At 58.2% G+C, this 16,478-nt stretch carries 12 protein-coding genes, 1 tRNA gene and 2 pseudogenes; 5 read left to right on the plus strand and 10 right to left on the minus strand.

The window, feature by feature from the left end; all coding sequences use genetic code 11:
- Positions 1–100: 100 nt before the first annotated feature.
- The 3 genes from ACOERD_RS23800 to ACOERD_RS23810 form a co-directional block, all read right to left on the minus strand.
- A complete protein-coding gene (locus ACOERD_RS23800; RefSeq protein WP_419737631.1) occupies positions 101–1,282 on the minus strand; it encodes an ISNCY family transposase in 1,182 nt (393 codons plus the stop codon).
- Positions 1,283–1,447: 165 nt separating this feature from the next.
- A complete protein-coding gene (dmdD, locus tag ACOERD_RS23805; RefSeq protein ID WP_170462976.1) occupies positions 1,448–2,257 on the minus strand; it encodes a methylthioacryloyl-CoA hydratase in 810 nt (269 codons plus the stop codon).
- Positions 2,258–2,279: 22 nt separating this feature from the next.
- A complete protein-coding gene (locus tag ACOERD_RS23810) occupies positions 2,280–4,043 on the minus strand; it encodes an acyl-CoA dehydrogenase (protein ID WP_419740703.1) in 1,764 nt (587 codons plus the stop codon).
- Between the two features lie 21 nt (positions 4,044–4,064).
- Between ACOERD_RS23810 and ACOERD_RS23815 the strand changes: the two genes are divergently transcribed.
- Positions 4,065–5,186, plus strand: a complete 1,122-nt coding sequence (locus ACOERD_RS23815; RefSeq protein ID WP_419740704.1) for an AraC family transcriptional regulator ligand-binding domain-containing protein — start codon at positions 4,065–4,067, stop codon at positions 5,184–5,186.
- A gap of 110 nt (positions 5,187–5,296) precedes the next feature.
- The gene (locus ACOERD_RS23820; RefSeq protein ID WP_419740705.1) at positions 5,297–6,703 is read left to right on the plus strand and encodes a bifunctional enoyl-CoA hydratase/phosphate acetyltransferase; all 1,407 of its coding nucleotides are present in this window, start codon (positions 5,297–5,299) and stop codon (positions 6,701–6,703) included.
- An 8-nt stretch (positions 6,704–6,711) separates the two neighbouring features.
- Here the strand turns inward: ACOERD_RS23820 and arsB are convergent, their stop codons facing one another.
- The 4 genes and pseudogenes from arsB to ACOERD_RS23840 all read right to left on the minus strand — a co-directional run bounded on the left by arsB (position 6,712) and on the right by ACOERD_RS23840 (position 10,042).
- Entirely contained in the window at positions 6,712–7,731 is a 1,020-nt protein-coding gene (gene arsB, locus ACOERD_RS23825) for an ACR3 family arsenite efflux transporter (protein ID WP_419740706.1), read from the minus strand.
- Positions 7,728–8,960 (minus strand): organoarsenical effux MFS transporter ArsJ, encoded by a 1,233-nt coding sequence (arsJ, locus tag ACOERD_RS23830; RefSeq protein WP_419740836.1) that lies wholly within the window; start codon positions 8,958–8,960, stop codon positions 7,728–7,730. The genes arsB and arsJ overlap by 4 nt, the downstream gene beginning before the upstream one ends.
- Positions 8,961–8,989: 29 nt before the next feature.
- Positions 8,990–9,897: pseudogene (locus ACOERD_RS23835) on the minus strand (ArsJ-associated glyceraldehyde-3-phosphate dehydrogenase); the annotation flags it as partial.
- Positions 9,893–10,042, minus strand: a complete 150-nt coding sequence (locus ACOERD_RS23840; RefSeq protein ID WP_419737963.1) for a hypothetical protein — start codon at positions 10,040–10,042, stop codon at positions 9,893–9,895. The pseudogene ACOERD_RS23835 and the gene ACOERD_RS23840, both read right to left, overlap by 5 nt.
- Between ACOERD_RS23840 and ACOERD_RS23845 the strand changes: the two genes are divergently transcribed.
- Complete coding sequence (locus tag ACOERD_RS23845) at positions 10,035–11,777, plus strand: IS1634 family transposase (RefSeq protein WP_419737624.1); 1,743 nt, start codon at positions 10,035–10,037, stop codon at positions 11,775–11,777. The genes ACOERD_RS23840 and ACOERD_RS23845 overlap by 8 nt on opposite strands.
- Positions 11,778–11,890: 113 nt before the next feature.
- Here ACOERD_RS23845 and ACOERD_RS23850 read toward each other — a convergent pair.
- Both ACOERD_RS23850 and ACOERD_RS23855 read right to left on the minus strand, forming a co-directional pair.
- A pseudogene (locus ACOERD_RS23850) lies at positions 11,891–12,337 on the minus strand (glyceraldehyde 3-phosphate dehydrogenase NAD-binding domain-containing protein); the annotation flags it as partial.
- Between the two features lies 1 nt (position 12,338).
- A complete protein-coding gene (locus ACOERD_RS23855; RefSeq protein WP_419740707.1) occupies positions 12,339–13,166 on the minus strand; it encodes a helix-turn-helix domain-containing protein in 828 nt (275 codons plus the stop codon).
- Between the two features lie 291 nt (positions 13,167–13,457).
- Here ACOERD_RS23855 and ACOERD_RS23860 point away from each other — a divergent pair.
- Positions 13,458–13,533, plus strand: a tRNA-Thr gene (locus tag ACOERD_RS23860).
- Between the two features lie 136 nt (positions 13,534–13,669).
- Complete coding sequence (locus ACOERD_RS23865) at positions 13,670–13,981, plus strand: hypothetical protein (RefSeq protein ID WP_419740708.1); 312 nt, start codon at positions 13,670–13,672, stop codon at positions 13,979–13,981.
- A gap of 132 nt (positions 13,982–14,113) precedes the next feature.
- Here the strand turns inward: ACOERD_RS23865 and ACOERD_RS23870 are convergent, their stop codons facing one another.
- Entirely contained in the window at positions 14,114–16,471 is a 2,358-nt protein-coding gene (locus tag ACOERD_RS23870) for a bifunctional DNA primase/polymerase (protein WP_419740709.1), read from the minus strand.
- Between the last annotated feature and the right edge of the window lie 7 nt (positions 16,472–16,478).

The following is a 16,478-nucleotide window of genomic DNA, read 5'->3' on the forward strand; positions in this document are numbered from 1 at the left end:
CCAATTGTCCGCTTCAGTTGATTGCGCGGTGGCCCAATTCGGAGGGAGCCGTAGGCGACCGTAGATTTGGGCCACCGCGTTCGCGCCACGTCGAAGCGGGTCACGCGACTTTGTGTTTGCTATCCTCCTGTGTGATGGGTGATCCGTCAGGCTGGTAGCGGCCAATGCATCTCGGGCCGTGGAAGATGACCAGTTGACCATCGGGGTATTCGTGGACCCTGACCTTCGCCTTGACGAAATGATGACGGTGCCTGTCTGCCGCGATCTGCATGACCAGGCCCTTGTAGCGCACCGTATTGTCGTTGCCGACGACGCGGTCTTCCTGCACACACAGGGTGTCGCGCACATTGCCTGTAAACGGCACGAAGGCCGAGGTCGTATCCTCCGGCTCCTTTGCAAACAGGGCATTGTGTTCGGGAAGATAGACCTCTTTCAGGAACTGATTGGCCTCTTCAATGGTTGTGATCCCATGGGACCGCAGTTCCTGCGGCAATCGGTTCTGGAACGTGCCAAACATGCGTTCAGACCGTCCACGGGCCTGCGGTGAATAGGCCGGGATCAGCTCAATGCCGAGTTGCTGCAAGGCGCGCCCGACCTGGGTCAGATTGTCCTTGTCCACTTTGCCGCCCGCTTCGGGCGTATGCCAGTAATGAGAGCCCCGATCGGCATAGAGCGAGCAAAACAGACCTTGCGCCTCGATCACCTCTGTCAGCCCCTGAAAACTGCTCATCGTCCCTTCTTCCTCGACAAAGAATGCCGAATAAACCCGGTTGGTGGCATCGTCCATGGTGACGATCAGATCCCACCACTGACCCGGAACCCATTCATGGCTGGAGCCGTCCTGATGCAACATCATGCCAACCATCGGACGGCGGGGCCGCTTGCGCCGATGGGCACCTCGTCGGGGTGCTGCCTGAACCCGGCCGTGGCGCTGCAGTGTAAGCCGCACCCAGTTGTAGCTCTGTGTGAAACCATGGTGGGCCACCAGCTTCTCGTGGAAATGCTTCGGCGTGTAATCCCAGTACTTGGTATCAAACAGTTCAAGCATCTCCATGACCTTATCCGTGGCAACACGATTGTTGGCCAGTTTGCCAAGCCGACGGTCGTACAGACCTTCTGCACCATCCGCCTCAAATCGATCCTCCCAACGCCTGACGGTGCGCACGGATACACCCAGTATCTCAGCCGCCTGTTCTTGCGTCAGCTTGTTCGCGCTTCGCCGCGAATACACATCTTCAAACTTCATCAGTCGAACTTCCTGTAACACTTCTGCTCGGTTCATAACGCCTCCTCTCAGAGACAGAATAGAACCGGACAGATCGCATGTTACATACACCGGACATATCGCGTGTTAGCGACAGTCATTATTCAATGCCGATTGACAACATGGTTGGCCCGTGTCTTCTGAAGAGCTTCGAAATGGTGACGCATCCGGGTCCCGCCTGTCTTAGCTGTTGGGCCGCACGCGGGCGGCGGTTTTGTTGGCAAAGGCTTCCAACCGTTCGCGGGCGGCGGGCTGGGTGTTCACCACGCCTCCGACCACGGCTTCGGCATAAGCTGCATCCATGCCGGACATGTTGTTCAAATGGCTGATCGCCGAACAGATTGCAAAATTGGTCAAAGGCAGGTTCTGCGCGATTTGGTCTGCCAGTTCCATTGCCTTGGCCATGCTGCCACCGTCTTCGGTGATGTACTGCGCCAGTCCAAGATCGACAGCCTCTTGCCCCTGGTAGACGCGACCGGTCAGGATCATGTCGATCATGCGATATTTGCCGATCATGTCCGAGACGCGGATGGTTGCGCCTCCACCCGTGAAAATTCCGCGCTGACCCTCGGGCAAAGCGAAATAGGTGCCGGGGTCGATGACGCGGATATGGGCGGCGCTGGCAAGCTCCAGCCCTCCGCCAACCACCGCGCCTTTCAGGGCGGCGATGATCGGCACGCCACCATATTCCATCTTGTTGAACGCCTCATGCCAGCGCAGGCAGACATGCATGAAGTCATCGGGGCTGCGGTCGGCTTTCCAGTGTTCCACCAGATCCAGACCTGCGCAGAAGTGATCGCCCTCGCCGGTAAGCACGACAGCCCGCACGCCAGCCATACGCGCGCCGCTGAAAAAGCGGATCAGTTCCTCAATCGTCGCTACATCCAATGCATTGCGCTTGGTCGGTCGGTTCAGGGTCACGACATAGAGGCCGTTGTCACGCTCGGAAATCGCGAGGTTTTCGTAAGTGGCGGGGTTCACGACGTCATTCATGAGTCATATCCTTTTAAAGGCGTTATTCGGGGAAGGCCGCGTCAAGCAGGCTGCGCGCGCCGTGCAGGATGCGGGTGTGTTCGGCACTGCATTCGGGCAGGATGTGCTGGGCAAAGAACAGCGCGGTGGCGATCTTCTGGGTCATAAACTGTGTGTTCTGCCCGTTGTTCAACGCTGCCTGCGCCGGAGGGACACCTTTTGCCAGTTTCCAACCCGCGGCAAGCGTACCGGCCAACATCAGGAACGGGACCGAGCCCGCAAAAGCCGCGTCGATATCTTTGCGGCTGTTTTCCAATAGCCATTCCAAGGCGGCTTCATACGTGCCGCGTGCCTGCGCAAGGCTTGCGCCGATGGCTTGCGCGGTGGCATCGCCTTCTGCCAGCTCGGCTTCGGTCGCTACGATGCGGGCGGCGAACCGGCGGGCGGTCTCGCCCCCGTCGCGCATGACTTTACGGCCCAGTAGGTCGTTGGCCTGAATGGCGGTGGTGCCCTCGTAAATCGGCAGAATGCGAGCGTCGCGATAGTGCTGAGCGGCTCCGGTTTCTTCGATAAAGCCCATGCCGCCATGGATTTGAACGCCCAGAGAGGCGACCTCGACCGCGCGTTCCGAGCAGAAGCCCTTGACCAGCGGAACCAGGAACTCGGCCAGAGAGGCCATGTCCGGATCATCCTGATGGTGTGCGATGTCCAGCAGCCCGGCTGTGGCCGCCGCCATGGCGCGCCCGCCTTCTGTAAGGCTGCGCATCCGCATCAACATGCGGCGCACGTCGGGGTGTTCGATGATCGCCACCGCGTCCTTTAGCTGTCCATTCACAGGGCGGCTCTGGACCCGGTCCCGCGCATAAGCCAAGGCGCGCTGATAGGCGCGTTCTGATGTCGCGATGCCCTGAACACCAACCGAAAAGCGCGCGGCGTTCATCATGATGAACATATATTCCAGTCCGCGGTTTTCCTCACCGATTAGGAAGCCCGTGGCGTCCTTGTATTCCAGAACCGCCGTCGGGCTGGCGCGCACGCCTAGTTTGTGTTCGATGCTGACACAGTTCACCGAATTCTCGGCCCCGACCGAGCCATCCTTTGCCACCATCTTCTGCGGGACAATAAACAGGCTCAGCCCCTTCGGTCCGGCTGGCGCGTCAGGGGTGCGGGCCAGAACCAGATGAATGATGTTCTCAGTCAGGTCATGCGCGCCATATGTGATGAAGATTTTGGTGCCGGAAACGCCATAGCTACCATCTTCGCGCTGCACCGCCTTGGTCGAGACACGACCCAGATCGCTGCCCGCTTGGGGTTCGGTCAGGTTCATCGTGCCCGACCAGCGCCCAGCAATTAAAGGCTCTAAATAGGTGGCTTTTTGCGCGTCCGAGCCCGTAAGCAGCAGCGCCTCGATCGCACCGTCAGTCAGCAAGGGGCACAGGCCAAAGCTCATGTCGGCAGCGTTCAGCATCTCGACTGCCGCCGCGCCAACCGTGCGCGGCAGGCCCATGCCGCCAAATTCAGGCGGGTGTGTAAGGGCCTGCCAGCTCATCTCGACAAATTGCGCATAGGCCTGTGCGTCCCCTTCGGGCATCGTCACGCGGCCGTTGTCAAACTGTGCGCCCAAAGTGTCTCCGATATGGGATAGGGGCGCGATCTGTTCGCTGCAGAACCGGGCATATCCCTCTAGCGCAGCGCCGATATCGGTCAGGTCGAAACCCGAGTATGCGTCCAGAGTGGACACTGTTTCCCAATGGGACAGGTGTTCGATACAGAACATCAGATCCTGCACGGGTGGCTGATAAGACATGCCAGATTTCCCCGATGGTAATTGTGGTTTCACGTCATTTATCTGCCGTGTACCTTGCCGAAAAGCTCATTTATTGCCAAGTTAATATCCGATATTGCCAAACTGGGGGCGATCATGGTCAGCAATGACCCCATCTCACTTACAACCGTTTCTGCCGGTTTCATCCAGGATTGGCTTGAGGCGCTGAGGGTGTGTTGCAATGCAGATCAGATGCGGTTTCTGCTGAGCCGTTCGGGCCTGTACGCCAGTGCGTCAGAGCCTGCACAGCGCGTGACGCTTCAGGAAATCGCCCGCCTGTACCAGCTGGCCGCGCCTGAGACCGGAGACGAAATGATGGGCCTCTGGAGCCGTCCCATTCGGCCACGTGCCCTGCAGCACCTTGTGACTGTCCTGAGGGAAGCAAGCAGCCTGACCTCGGCGCTGTATCGTTTCTCGACATTCTGGAATTTGTTGCTGGATGATTTCCACCTGGACCTTCGCACCGGACCGGACGAGGCTGAACTTTCGCTCATACCGTATCGGCAGGACACGGCAGCCCAACGCTTCGGCCATATGCTGATCCTGAAACTTGCACATGGGCTGCTGTCATGGCTGAGCGGATCGGAAACGCCGGTAACAGCCGTTCGCTTTGCCTTTGCGCGGCCCGGTTTTGCGGCGGACTATGCGGTTGTCTTCCCCTGCGCGGTGACATTCGATGCCCCACAGACCAGCATTCTGTTCGATCCGCGCCGCTTTGATCCCCCGATCACGCGCAGCCCGGCTGAGGCATCCCTTTTTCTGGAGCGCGCACCGATCGACTGGATTTTCACAAACTCGCGCGCACACACGAACAGCCTGCAGGTCCGTGCGTTTCTATATCGGACGTCCTGGAAAAGCAGTCAGCTTCCCGATGCGGCCCTTGCGCTGAAGATGACACCTCGGACCCTGAACCGGCGTCTCAAGAACGAGGGCACCTCATTTCAGGACATCAAGGACGCCCTGCGCCGCGATATTGCGATCCGCGCCCTGCAGCAAAGCGGCGACAGTATCGAGCAGATTGCGTTCGACACGGGGTTCTCTGCCCCGGCGAATTTTCACCGCGCGTTCCGGAAATGGACCAACCGCAGCCCGGGTTCGTATCGCGCACAGGATCGCGCGGTCTGACCGTCGCGGCGCTTGCATGTCTCTGTCATATTGAGCCTTTATGGGTCGTTGAACAGCAGTGGTTCGGGGTGTCTGCCCAAGGGTTGGCTTTTGTATTGAAAGGGGAATGAATGTCATCGGATGAGGATACCGGCATCGGCTTCATCGAAAACCGGCCGTTTGATGAGATCAGCGTCGGAGATACGGCCGAGCTGTCCCGCACCCTGACCGCGCAGGATATCGACGCCTTTGCAGCGGTCTCGGGCGATGTGAACCCGGCCCATGTGGATGAGGCCTTCGCGCAGGAGGATATCTTTCACAAGGTGGTCGCACATGGCATGTGGGGAGGTGCACTGATATCCAATGTGTTGGGCACGCAATTGCCAGGGCCGGGGACGATTTATCTGGATCAGACCCTTAAATTCCTCGAACCCGTAGGTATCGGCGATACGGTCACTGTGCGCGTCACCGTGACCGAAAAGCAGCCCGAGAAGAAGCACGTCACTCTGGATTGCCTCTGTACGACTGGCGATGGCAAGCCTGTCATCACCGGACAGGCCGTTGTGATCGCGCCAGACAAAAAAGTCAAAAGACCCCGAATGGCGATGCCGGATTTGGTTTTGCATCACCGGGGCGCCTCCTATGACCGATTGCTGAGCGCGGCTCAGAAAATGGACCCATTGCTCACAGCCGTGGTCCATCCCTGTGATGAAAGCGCGTTGGAGGGGGCGCTCTCGGCCCGGGATTTAGGTTTGTTAGAGCTTGTTTTGGTCGGCCCGCGCAGCCAAATTCTACATGCGGCGGATGCGGCCAGGTTGGATATCGGCGGGCTCGAGATCATTGATACACCGCACAGCCATGCCTCGGCCGAACGGGCGGTGCATCTGGCGCGGGATGGTCGTGTGAAGGCCCTGATGAAGGGCGCGTTGCACACGGATGAGGTCATGTCCGCCGTTGTCTCTAAGGCCAATGGTTTGCGCAGCGAACGCCGAATGAGCCATGTCTATGTCATGGATGTGCCGACCTACTCCAAACCGCTTCTGATCACCGATGCGGCCATCAACATAGCGCCCGATCTGCAGACCAAGGCGGACATGGTTCAGAATGCCATTGATCTGGCGCGCGCCATCGGGATCGAAACGCCAAAAGTAGCGATCCTGTCAGCGGTAGAGACCATTACACCCCGGCTGCAATCCACGGTCGAGGCTGGTGCCTTGTGCAAAATGGCGGATCGCGGGCAGATCACGGGTGGTCTGCTCGATGGCCCTCTGGCCTTTGACAACGCCGTGTCGATGCGCGCGGTCACGACCAAGGGCATCAAATCCGAAGTGGCGGGGCAGGCCGATATACTGGTCGCGCCGGACCTTGAGGCCGGCAACATGATTGCCAAGCAGCTCATGTATCTGGCCGGAGCCGAGGCCGCAGGGATTGTTTTGGGCGCGCAGGTTCCGATCATGCTGACCAGCCGCGCCGATGATCGCCGCACTCGCATCGCCTCGGCGGCGATTGCGGTGCTGTATGATCATTCGGTGCGGTGAATGGTCTACTACGTCGCGGGTTCGGGAAACCGGGCCCGTGTGCGGTTGGCGAAGGTAACCAGTGACAACATCACCGGTACCTCGACTAGCACACCCACCACCGTTGCAAGCGCCGCGCCGGAGTTTAGGCCGAACAGGCTGATGGCGACCGCTACGGCCAGCTCGAAAAAGTTCGAGGTACCGATCATGGCGCAAGGGGCGGCGATGCGGTGCGGAACCTTCAGGGCATAGGCGGCCCCATAGGCCAGAGCGAAGATGCCATAGCTTTGGATCAGGATCGGCACGGCGATCAAAACAATGACCATCGGCTTGGCCAGGATCGTCTCTCCCTGAAGGCCAAAAAGGATCACCACCGTTGCGATCAGACCCATGATCGACCACGGTTTGACACGGGCGGAGAAGGCGTCGATGGCCTCCTGCGAGCCCAGCCGCTTGCGGGTGATCAAACCAGCAATCAGCGGCAAAACCACATAGAGGACAGTTGCCAGAACAAGCGTTTGCCATGGGACCGAGATATCGGTGACCCCCAGCAAGAAGGCCACAATGGGCGCAAAAGCCACCACCATGATCAGGTCATTTACTGAGACCTGCACCAAAGTATAGGTCGCATCGCCTTTGGTCAGTTGTGACCAGACAAACACCATCGCGGTGCAGGGTGCGGCCCCCAACAGGATCAGACCCGCGGTGTATTGTGCAGCATCTTCCGGCTGAATCCACGGGGCGAAGACATAGTCGAAGAACAATACTGCCAGTAGAGCCATGGTGAAGGGTTTGATCAGCCAGTTGACCGCCAGCGTGACGATCAGGCCTTTGGGTTGCCGGGCCACGCCCGCGACCGCTTTGAAATCGACGCCGACCATCATCGGATAGACCATGGCCCAGATCAGCAGGGCCACGACCAGGTTGACGCTGGCCACCTCGGCCCCGGCGATCAGGCCGACCAGACCAGGCGCGGCCAGTCCGATCAGCACGCCGCCGACCATGGCGAGGGCGACCCAGATGGTCAGATAGCGCTCGAAGATGCTCATGAATATGCCTCAGTTGTTTGGTCGGTCAGCTTGCCCGAAGTGAGCGCCGCAAGGGCCACCATGACAGCCGCTGTGCCCAGCACAAGGGGCAGGCCGCCGACCTGATAGGTAAAGCCGGAAAGGACGGTGCCCAAAAGGCGGCCTGTCGCGTTGGCCATGTAGTAGAACCCGACGTCCATCGTGACCCGCTCGGACTTGGTGAAGGCGAGGATTAGATAGGAATGCAGGGATGAGTTGACGGCAAAGATTGCTCCGAACACCAGAAGACCCATAACCAGCGTGATTGTCAGCCATGTCTCCGGCCCGGAAGACAGAAAAACCGCCAGTGTTAGAGCCGCAGGAACGCAGAACAGCATTGCGGCCCAGCTGCGTGCAGCGCGGATCAAATCGCCCTCGGACCGGTCTGAGGCCCGCAGGATTTTGGGCGCGTTGGCCTGAATGACGCCATAGAGGATGATCCAGAACGCCATGAAGGTGCCGATCATGAAAAAGGCGGCGCGATTGCCCTCTTCCGTACCATCCGAGAGGACGGCGTAGAAATAGATTGGGATGCCGACCACGAACCAAACGTCGCGGGCACCAAACAGAAAGACCCGCGCGGCGGACAGCCAATTGACGTTGGCAGATTTCGAAAAGACCTCAGAGAACTTCGCGCCCTTGCGCCCCTTGGGCAGGCCGGGGGGCATAAAGCGGATGACAGCGAACAGGATCACCGCCAGAACGACTGCCATCACAATGATTGCCGCCTGAAAGCCCAGCGTTGCCAGCATCGCCGCGCCCAACAGGAAGCCTAGCCCTTTCACGGCGTTCTTTGATCCGGTCAGCACCGCCACCCAGTGAAACAGCCCACCGCCCTCGGTTGGGGCCAACAGCTTCACCGCGGATTTTGAGGACATCTTGGCCAGATCCTTGGCCACTCCGCTTGCGCCTTGCACGATCATGACGAAGGCCACAGATGCGCCAATCGCCCAATTAGGGTCTAGTTGCGTCAACGCTAGCAGCGCCACCACCTGCAACCCAAGCCCGGCATAGAGCGTTGAGGTCAAGCCAAACCGCGCCGCGATCCAGCCCGCTGCCAGGTTCGTCACCATTCCGGCGATTTCATAGAGAACAAACAGATAGGCCAGCTGCACCGGCGAGAAGCCCAGCGTATGAAAGTGCAACAGCACCAGCATCCGCAAGGCCCCATCGGTCAGCATAAAGGCCCAATAGGCCGCCGTGACCGCGATTTAGGCCGACAGCCCCTCGGGCCGGTCGGTCACAGCGAGGCCCCAACCATCAGCGCCACATCGACCAGGCGGTGGGCATAGCCCATCTCATTGTCATACCAGGCATAAATTTTCACCTGCGTCCCGTTCACAACCATTGTCGACGGCGCATCGACGATCGAGGAGCGTTCGTCATTGGTGTAGTCGGTCGACACCAGCGGCCGGGTCTCATAGCCCAGAATGCCGTTCAACTCACCTTCGGCCGCGGCTTTGAAGAAGGTGTTGACCTCTTCGACGGTGGTCTCACGCTCAACCTCGAACACGCAGTCGGTCAGTGAGGCGTTAAGTAGCGGCACGCGCACCGCATGGCCGTTCAAACGCCCTTTGAGTTCGGGGTAGATCAGCGTGATCGCCGTGGCCGAGCCGGTTGTGGTCGGGATCAGCGAGTTCAACGCCGAGCGCGCCCGGCGCAAATCCTTGGCGGGACGGTCGACGATAGTCTGCGTGTTGGTCACGTCATGGATTGTGGTCATCGAGCCGTGGCGGATCCCAGATTCTCGTGGATCACCTTAACTACAGGCGCCAGACAGTTCGTGGTGCAGGAGGCTGCGGTCACGATCTGATGGGCGGCCGGATCGTAGACGTCGTCATTTACACCCATCACGATATTGGCGGTCGGGCCGTCCTTGACCGGAGCCGAGACAACAACCTTCTTCACGCCCGCCTCGAAATAGGGGGCAAGCTTGGCCTCGGTCTTGAAGACACCGGTGCAGTCGATCACCACATCGACGCCATCCAAGGGCAGGGCACTCAGGTCCTTGGTGCCGATGAAGGGCAGACGGGTGCCGTTGATGGTGACGCTGTTCTCATCATGCGCGAAAGTGGCGTTCCAGCGGCCATGAACCGTGTCGAATTCCAACAGATGCGCGTGCATCTCGGCGTCTCCGACCGCGTCATTCCTGACTTCCGACCTTTTTGTTGATCTGACTGGGTTTTTGGTTTGTTTTCAGGTGTGGTTGCTCAGAGGCGCGTTGTAGTGCCCCATTATTATAAAAAGTATTGACATGGGCCTTCAGATGGCTAACCTCTTCGCCCATGTTCATCCGCACCAAACATGACGCAAAGCTCAACCGCACACGGATCCAGATCGTTGAATCCGTCCGCACCGGCTCCAAGGTACGCCAGAAGATCCTGCGCCATGTGGGTGTGGCCCATAACGACAGCGAGATTGAGGATATCAAGCGTCTGGCGGGCCGCTTGATGGAGCAATTACGCATTGATCGCTCGCCGCAAATGGAACTGTTCACGCCCACGGAATATGCCGATCTGCAGGCGCTGGTGCGCCGCGCTCCGCGGCCGGACAAGCTTGGCGTTGATCTTGCCGAGTGCCGTGAGGAGGCGCGGGTCTCTCTGGGTCTGCGGGATGTCATGGGGACGATGTATGACCAACTGGGTTGGGGGGCCCTTCTGGGGGCGGCGCGTAAAAGTGCCAATCGCATTGTGAAAGAGCTGGTTATGGCGCGGATCGCACAGCCCGAGAGCAAGCGCGCGACCGTGGAGGCGTTGGAGAACCAGGCAGGCATCACGCTCAATCTGGACGTGGTCTATCGGAGCATGGATTACATCAATACGCCGGTGATAGACGGGATTTGCAAAACCTCTCACGCGGCGGCAGAGAAGTTGCTGGGCGGGCCAGTGACCGTGCTGTTCTACGATTGCACGACCCTGGCCTTTGACACCGAGCGCGAGGACCCGGCCGAGGATGCGGACGGGGTCGAGCAGGATCATCTTCTGGCCAAGGGCTTCAGCAAGGATGGCAAGCATCACCGCGCTCAGGTCATGCTGGCGCTGATCGTCACCTCCGATGGGCTGCCTGTGGGCTATGAACTCTTCCCGGGAAACACCTGGGAAGGTCATACGCTGGAAGCTGCGCTGAAGGCGTTGGAGGGACGCTTCGACGTGGCCAGGGTCACGTTCGTGGCCGATGCCGCCATGCTCAGCAAGGACAACCAGCAGATGTTGCAGAACAAGGGTCTGCCCTACATCCTCGGCTATCGCATGAAGTCCGCCCCGGCCGCCGTGAAGGCGAACATTTTGAGCCCGGAGGGACGCCAGCCTTGGGCTGGACACGGTTCTGAAGAGGCAACCGAGAAGGGCTGGTACAAGGTGATCGACCAGGAGGGAGCGCGGGTCATTGTGACCTGGTCACCCACCCGGGCACGCAATGATGCCCACAAGCGCGACAAGGCAATCGAAAAGCTGCACAAGAAGCTCAAGCGCTCTCGCAAACCCGGCAGCTTCAGCAGCCGGGGATATGGCCGCTTCCTGGCCTTCCCCGACAGCGGGGACGTCACGCTGGATGATGCAAAGATCAAGGCAGCGGCACAATGGGACGGGCTGCATGCCATTGTTGTTCATGGTGCGGACGAACTGGAGGCACAGGACGTCATTGCCCGCTATCACCAGTTGTGGGAGATCGAAGCCTGCTTCCGCACCAACAAGCACGATCTGAAAATCCGGCCCATCTATCACTGGTCGCCGCGTCGGGTCCGGGCCCATATCGCCATCTGCTACATGGCCTTCTGCTGCCTGCAGCACCTGCGCAAGCATCTGGACCTGCTCGGACACCCGATGAGCCCGGCTCGTATCCGCAACGAGTTGAACGCATTGCAGCTCTCGATCCTGCGCCACAAAGGCACCCCTGACCGCTACGGCATGCCAAGCCATGCCACGGTCGATGCCAGACGCATCCTCACCTGCGTCGGCCTGACCTGGAACGAAGCCCCTTTCAAGATACCCCCCGGGCGCACCCGAAAAACTGGCCAGACCAAAGCCTGAGCTCCCTCAACACTCCGAAACAATCGCTGGCGAAAAAAGTCCGTGTAGTGCCTTTTGGCAACCAAGGCATAATAATATCAATGACTTATACGAAAAAATGTCGGAAGTCAGGAGGAGGCTGCGGTCACGATCTGATGGGCGGCCGGATCGTAGACGTCGTCATTTACACCCATCACGATATTGGCGGTCGGGCCGTCCTTGACCGGAGCCGAGACAACAACCTTCTTCACGCCCGCCTCGAAATAGGGGGCAAGCTTGGCCTCGGTCTTGAAGACACCGGTGCAGTCGATCACCACATCGACGCCATCCAAGGGCAGGGCACTCAGGTCCTTGGTGCCGATGAAGGGCAGACGGGTGCCGTTGATGGTGACGCTGTTCTCATCATGCGCGAAAGTGGCGTTCCAGCGGCCATGAACCGTGTCGAATTCCAACAGATGCGCGTGCATCTCGGCGTCTCCGACCGCGTCATTGATCCAGGCGATCTTGGCCCCTTTCTCCAACAGCGGTTTCAGGGCCAGCTTTCCCATCCGGCCCAAGCCATTCACAGCATATGTGGTCATTTCAGTCTCCGACAGAGGTTCTGCCGATGTCATCGACAGCAGATTGTAGGGTGATCCGGTCAAGGCTTTCGACCGGCAAGGAGGTGAACGCCTCAATCCGACGCTTCAGCGCGCCATAGGCGTTTTGAAAGGCGAGGCTTTTCTCGGCATCGGTTCCGGTGGCTTTTACCGGGTCCTCCATGCCCCAATGGCCGCTGATCGGTTGGCCTTCCCAGGCCGGGCACTCTTCGTTCGCGGCTTGATTGCAAACTGTAAAAACAAAATCCATTTCCGGCGCACCGTCGGCCGCAAATTCCGACATATGCTTGGAGCGCAGGACCGAGGTATCGTGCCCCTTGTCCTGCAGCACTTGCACGGCAAAGGGGTTCAACTGTGACGCGGGCTGCGTTCCGGCTGAGTAGACAGTGAACCTGTCATCCCCCAACTCGCGCAGCAGGGTTTCGGCAAAGATCGAGCGGGCGGAATTGCCCACGCATAGAAACAGGACGTTGAACTTGCGGTCAGTCATGTCTTCATTTCCCTGTGTGAAAGGCATGCAGATATCGGGACGACCCCGGCAGCAATCGACGACCAGAAAATCCAGCATTCCCTGAACTTTAGCCATGTCGACGGAATAAAGCAGAGACGTGCCAGAGCGTTCCTGTGTCACCAGCCCGGACCTTTGCAGCGCATTCAGATAGTTCGACATGGTGCTGGGTTTGATATCCAGCTCCGAGGCCAGCTCACCCGCTGGCACGGTGTCAGGAAACCGTCGCATTAACATGCGAAAGACTGTGATGCGTTGCGGATGCCCCAGAATGGCCAGCTGATCGGTGATTTCCTCTATCATATTTCATGAATTATTGAAATATATGTTGGTGGTCAACCGCGAAACCCGTTGTGTCACAGAACTTTCATGAAACCCCAGCGCGCTGATCCGGGCTTGCAGGCGCAGACCTGACGAATTAAAGAGGCCTTCGCATCCTTCCGAATTCAGTTTCGGAAGACCAACGGTGCCGCTGTAGCTCAGCTGGTAGAGCACGTCATTCGTAATTAGCGGGTCCCCGCGAGAATGGCTTGCGAAACCAAAGAGTTCGCGGCAAAGGAGTAGAACTAGTAGGGCCATAGTAGGGTCCTGAAAGCCGCTGTAGCTCAGCTGGTAGAGCACGTCATTCGTAATGATGGGGTCGGGGGTTCGAGTCCCTTCAGCGGCACCAGTTCTTCTCTAAAAATTATTCTTAATCAGAAACTTAAGGCGCCATTGAGGCGTTGCGATCGGCCTGAGGTGCTCGTGTTATTAGTCGGCCGCCCTAAACACTCTTGTGCGATGGTAGGCGGGCGGACGAAGGGCGTATGCAGGCGTTCCACGCGGCATCCTGGCGCGAACGTGCTGATCTGGTTGAAGCCTTCGAAGATGACCGTCTGCGCGAACTGGGGCGACGCATCGTTTTTCTTGAACAGCCGGAGGTGCTGCGGCCCGAACTTCGCGACGGGCTTGAGACCTGGCTGCACAATCGGCGGCACGGACGAGAAGGCGTGCAGGCTGGGCGAACGGTCCATGGCGCCCTGTCCGAGCTGCAGGAAAGCGCGCCATCTGATCCGGGTGCGCAAGCGGCGGTTTCCGACATCCGCAACTGGCTTGAAAATATGGCCTCTAGTGAATGACGGCCCTAGTTTGTAGTCTTTGAGGAATATGAACCGTGCCTCCGGTGCCAAATTAAACCCGCCAAACCAAATAAAGCAGGCGCCGAGGTAGATTCACATCGGCGCCGGACTTCTTCTGGCCAGAATTTGAGGTCAGAATGGAAATTCTGTCTCGAGCTTCCGGTTTTTTGTACCGGTCGCTTCATGGTGATCTAGTACTTCGACGCGGTATAGCAGCGACCCTGAAGGCCCTGGGCTGCTGCGCAACGTTCGACCATTTACGATACGGTCCTTATGCTTGCGCAACAGACGACCAATACTCTTTGTATTGAATTGACCGTTCCGCGTCATCGACGTCAAAGCCTGGTAAAGCTCGCTAATTTGAGGTGACTTGTTTGTTTCTGCCAGATTGCCAATGTCGGCCAAGCCGACCTCCCTTTCACCCAGCGCTGCAATCCATAGCTCGAGCAGACTCGACAGTTCAGATTTCAATGGGTCGTCCACCTTGTTGCGCTCAACCGTGATCGCCGGGTCAGGCAAGCCCAACCAGATGACTGCGTCACGAACTAGATTCCATTCATTGAAAGAACCCAGCGGCTTGGACTGCTTTGGACGACCAGCGGCGATGAATGCACGAAGAATCGTCAGGCCCGCCGACACAATTTCGCTCCGGTTTTCGGAGGCCTCTGTGCGCGGGTCGAAATCGTACTCAGCTTGTTCCGGGTTCTCCGTACGCGGATCAAGGCGGCACACCAGTATGCGACGCGCCATATCGCCTGCGACAACAAGATTGTTGCCCGTAGCCATGAAAAGGGCGTTGGTCGGAACCTTTGCCAACTCTGACTTGCCCAGGATGCGTGCGCCCCAGGTTTCGGTTGTCAACACACCGCACAACGTATCCCCGCTGATCGGGCGCTCGCAGTTGTCGAGCACCACGATTGGGTCCCCGGCAATGAGTACGGTAGAAATACGTTTTTCATCTTCTTCGTCAGATTTTCCCTGAGATATGAGCGTTGGAATGTGCCCGGTCGCAATGATGCCAATCGTCTGTGCTATGTAAGTCTTTCCACTGCCTGCTGTCGGCGCATCGACCGCAAACATAGGAGCCGTATAAAGGGACCGGCGGATAAGTGCGGTCAAAGCGGCAGTGACCAAAACGCTCTTGGAGATATCGTCTGCAAACGGGAAATCCCGAAACGGACGCAAGAGCACGGCCAATGCCTCGACGGCTTGATCGCGCGATGGCGCTTCAGGAACTGGTGCATACTCAATGCCCTGAGGGTCGTAAAGAAGGCCGGACTCGAAGTCGAAACCAGGTTCTTGGAGGATTGATCCATCCGAGCGCAACGTTGGCGTCGCGATAATACCGTTGAGCACCGGTACGCGCCACTCGCCTACCCGCGCAAGGTAGGCGGAAGCATGTTCGAAAGGTGGGTTTATTGGCTTGGTCGCTTCTTTGGTTGCCTTTTCCCAGTTCGCTGATCGTGCAAATTGCTCCCTTAGCCATGGCGGCACAATCCGTGTCAGCAGCAGTGCACCACCGGGACGCTCAACACCGTCTTCACTTATTTGTTTCGGGATTTTGCTGACGCGTACCAGTTGGTTTCCGCGCTGGTACACACCCGCGTTGCCCGAAATGAGCGCCTCCTCCGCTTTGTCGACTTCATACGGTAAATTTCCTTGCTCGACCAAAATAATTGGTTTGCCATTCGATCGCTTAACCGAACTCTTGGCGGTATCAACGTTCAACTGCAGCCATTCGCGAAGTTTTGTCTCCAAGTCTAAAATATCAAGGCGTTTACAAAGCTCAGGCAGACCCCAGACGGGTTCATCCGCTTCGATTTTCTGGCGCGTAGAGAGCGCTCTTCCACCCCGTTTAGCAGATTCCTCATCACCTGCTAGCGTTGCAACTGCAGGTATCAGAGCATCGATATCATCGTCTTCAAGACCTGCCCGAACAAGTACTCCGGACAAGATGAGGCAAACTTCATCGCGCTGACCGGCAACCTTTGGATATGCCAGTGCGATTGCAGATAGAGATGCGATCAATCCACAGCGGCGGATCAATTCGTCACCGTCGAGAATTGGAAGCGTTCCTGCCCCTTTGTGCCACTGAACCTTTTCACCACTGGGATGAATGGAAGGCGGAAACATTGTTTGGTGACCGGTTCCGCGAACTTCCAGAAGCATTGCGCGCTCCACGGCTAGGAATTGTGCAACCTTGGTCGGTAGCTCGAAATTGTAGCGTCCCTTTTCCAACTCGGCCAGCACCAGACGGTGACTGCGCGGAGACGAAGCGCGGCCAAAGCTGGGAAGACCACCAAGAATTAGGTCTGCCAGTTCCGCAGCTTCGCGGCAGTCGAAGTCTATATCAATCAAGCCGCCAGAGCGTTTTCCAAGGGCTACACCCAGATTGTCGTTTGATTTGAATTCGGATTGAATTTCGTTTTTAGTCCAGGACCTTGCTTCTCCCCACTTAACGGCTGGCGACTTTTTCGAAGGGGGTGTCAATCGGCAT

Origin of the sequence: Ruegeria sp. (genome assembly GCF_965199275.1) — a bacterium.
Taxonomy (GTDB): Bacteria; Pseudomonadota; Alphaproteobacteria; order Rhodobacterales; family Rhodobacteraceae; genus Ruegeria.

Bases quoted from the DNA above. Each gene is read 5' to 3' on its own strand.
- ACOERD_RS23810 (WP_419740703.1), bottom strand. From the start codon at position 4,043: ATGTCTTATCAGCCACCCGTGCAGGATCTGATGTTCTGTATCGAACAC.
- ACOERD_RS23840 (WP_419737963.1), bottom strand. From the start codon at position 10,042: ATGAACATGGGCGAAGAGGTTAGCCATCTGAAGGCCCATGTCAATACT.
- ACOERD_RS23820 (WP_419740705.1), top strand. From the start codon at position 5,297: ATGTCATCGGATGAGGATACCGGCATCGGCTTCATCGAAAACCGGCCG.
- ACOERD_RS23855 (WP_419740707.1), bottom strand. From the start codon at position 13,166: ATGATAGAGGAAATCACCGATCAGCTGGCCATTCTGGGGCATCCGCAA.
- arsB (WP_419740706.1), bottom strand. From the start codon at position 7,731: ATGAGCATCTTCGAGCGCTATCTGACCATCTGGGTCGCCCTCGCCATG.
- ACOERD_RS23800 (WP_419737631.1), bottom strand. From the start codon at position 1,282: ATGAACCGAGCAGAAGTGTTACAGGAAGTTCGACTGATGAAGTTTGAA.
- ACOERD_RS23865 (WP_419740708.1), top strand. From the start codon at position 13,670: ATGCAGGCGTTCCACGCGGCATCCTGGCGCGAACGTGCTGATCTGGTT.
- ACOERD_RS23845 (WP_419737624.1), top strand. From the start codon at position 10,035: ATGTTCATCCGCACCAAACATGACGCAAAGCTCAACCGCACACGGATC.
- dmdD (WP_170462976.1), bottom strand. From the start codon at position 2,257: ATGAATGACGTCGTGAACCCCGCCACTTACGAAAACCTCGCGATTTCC.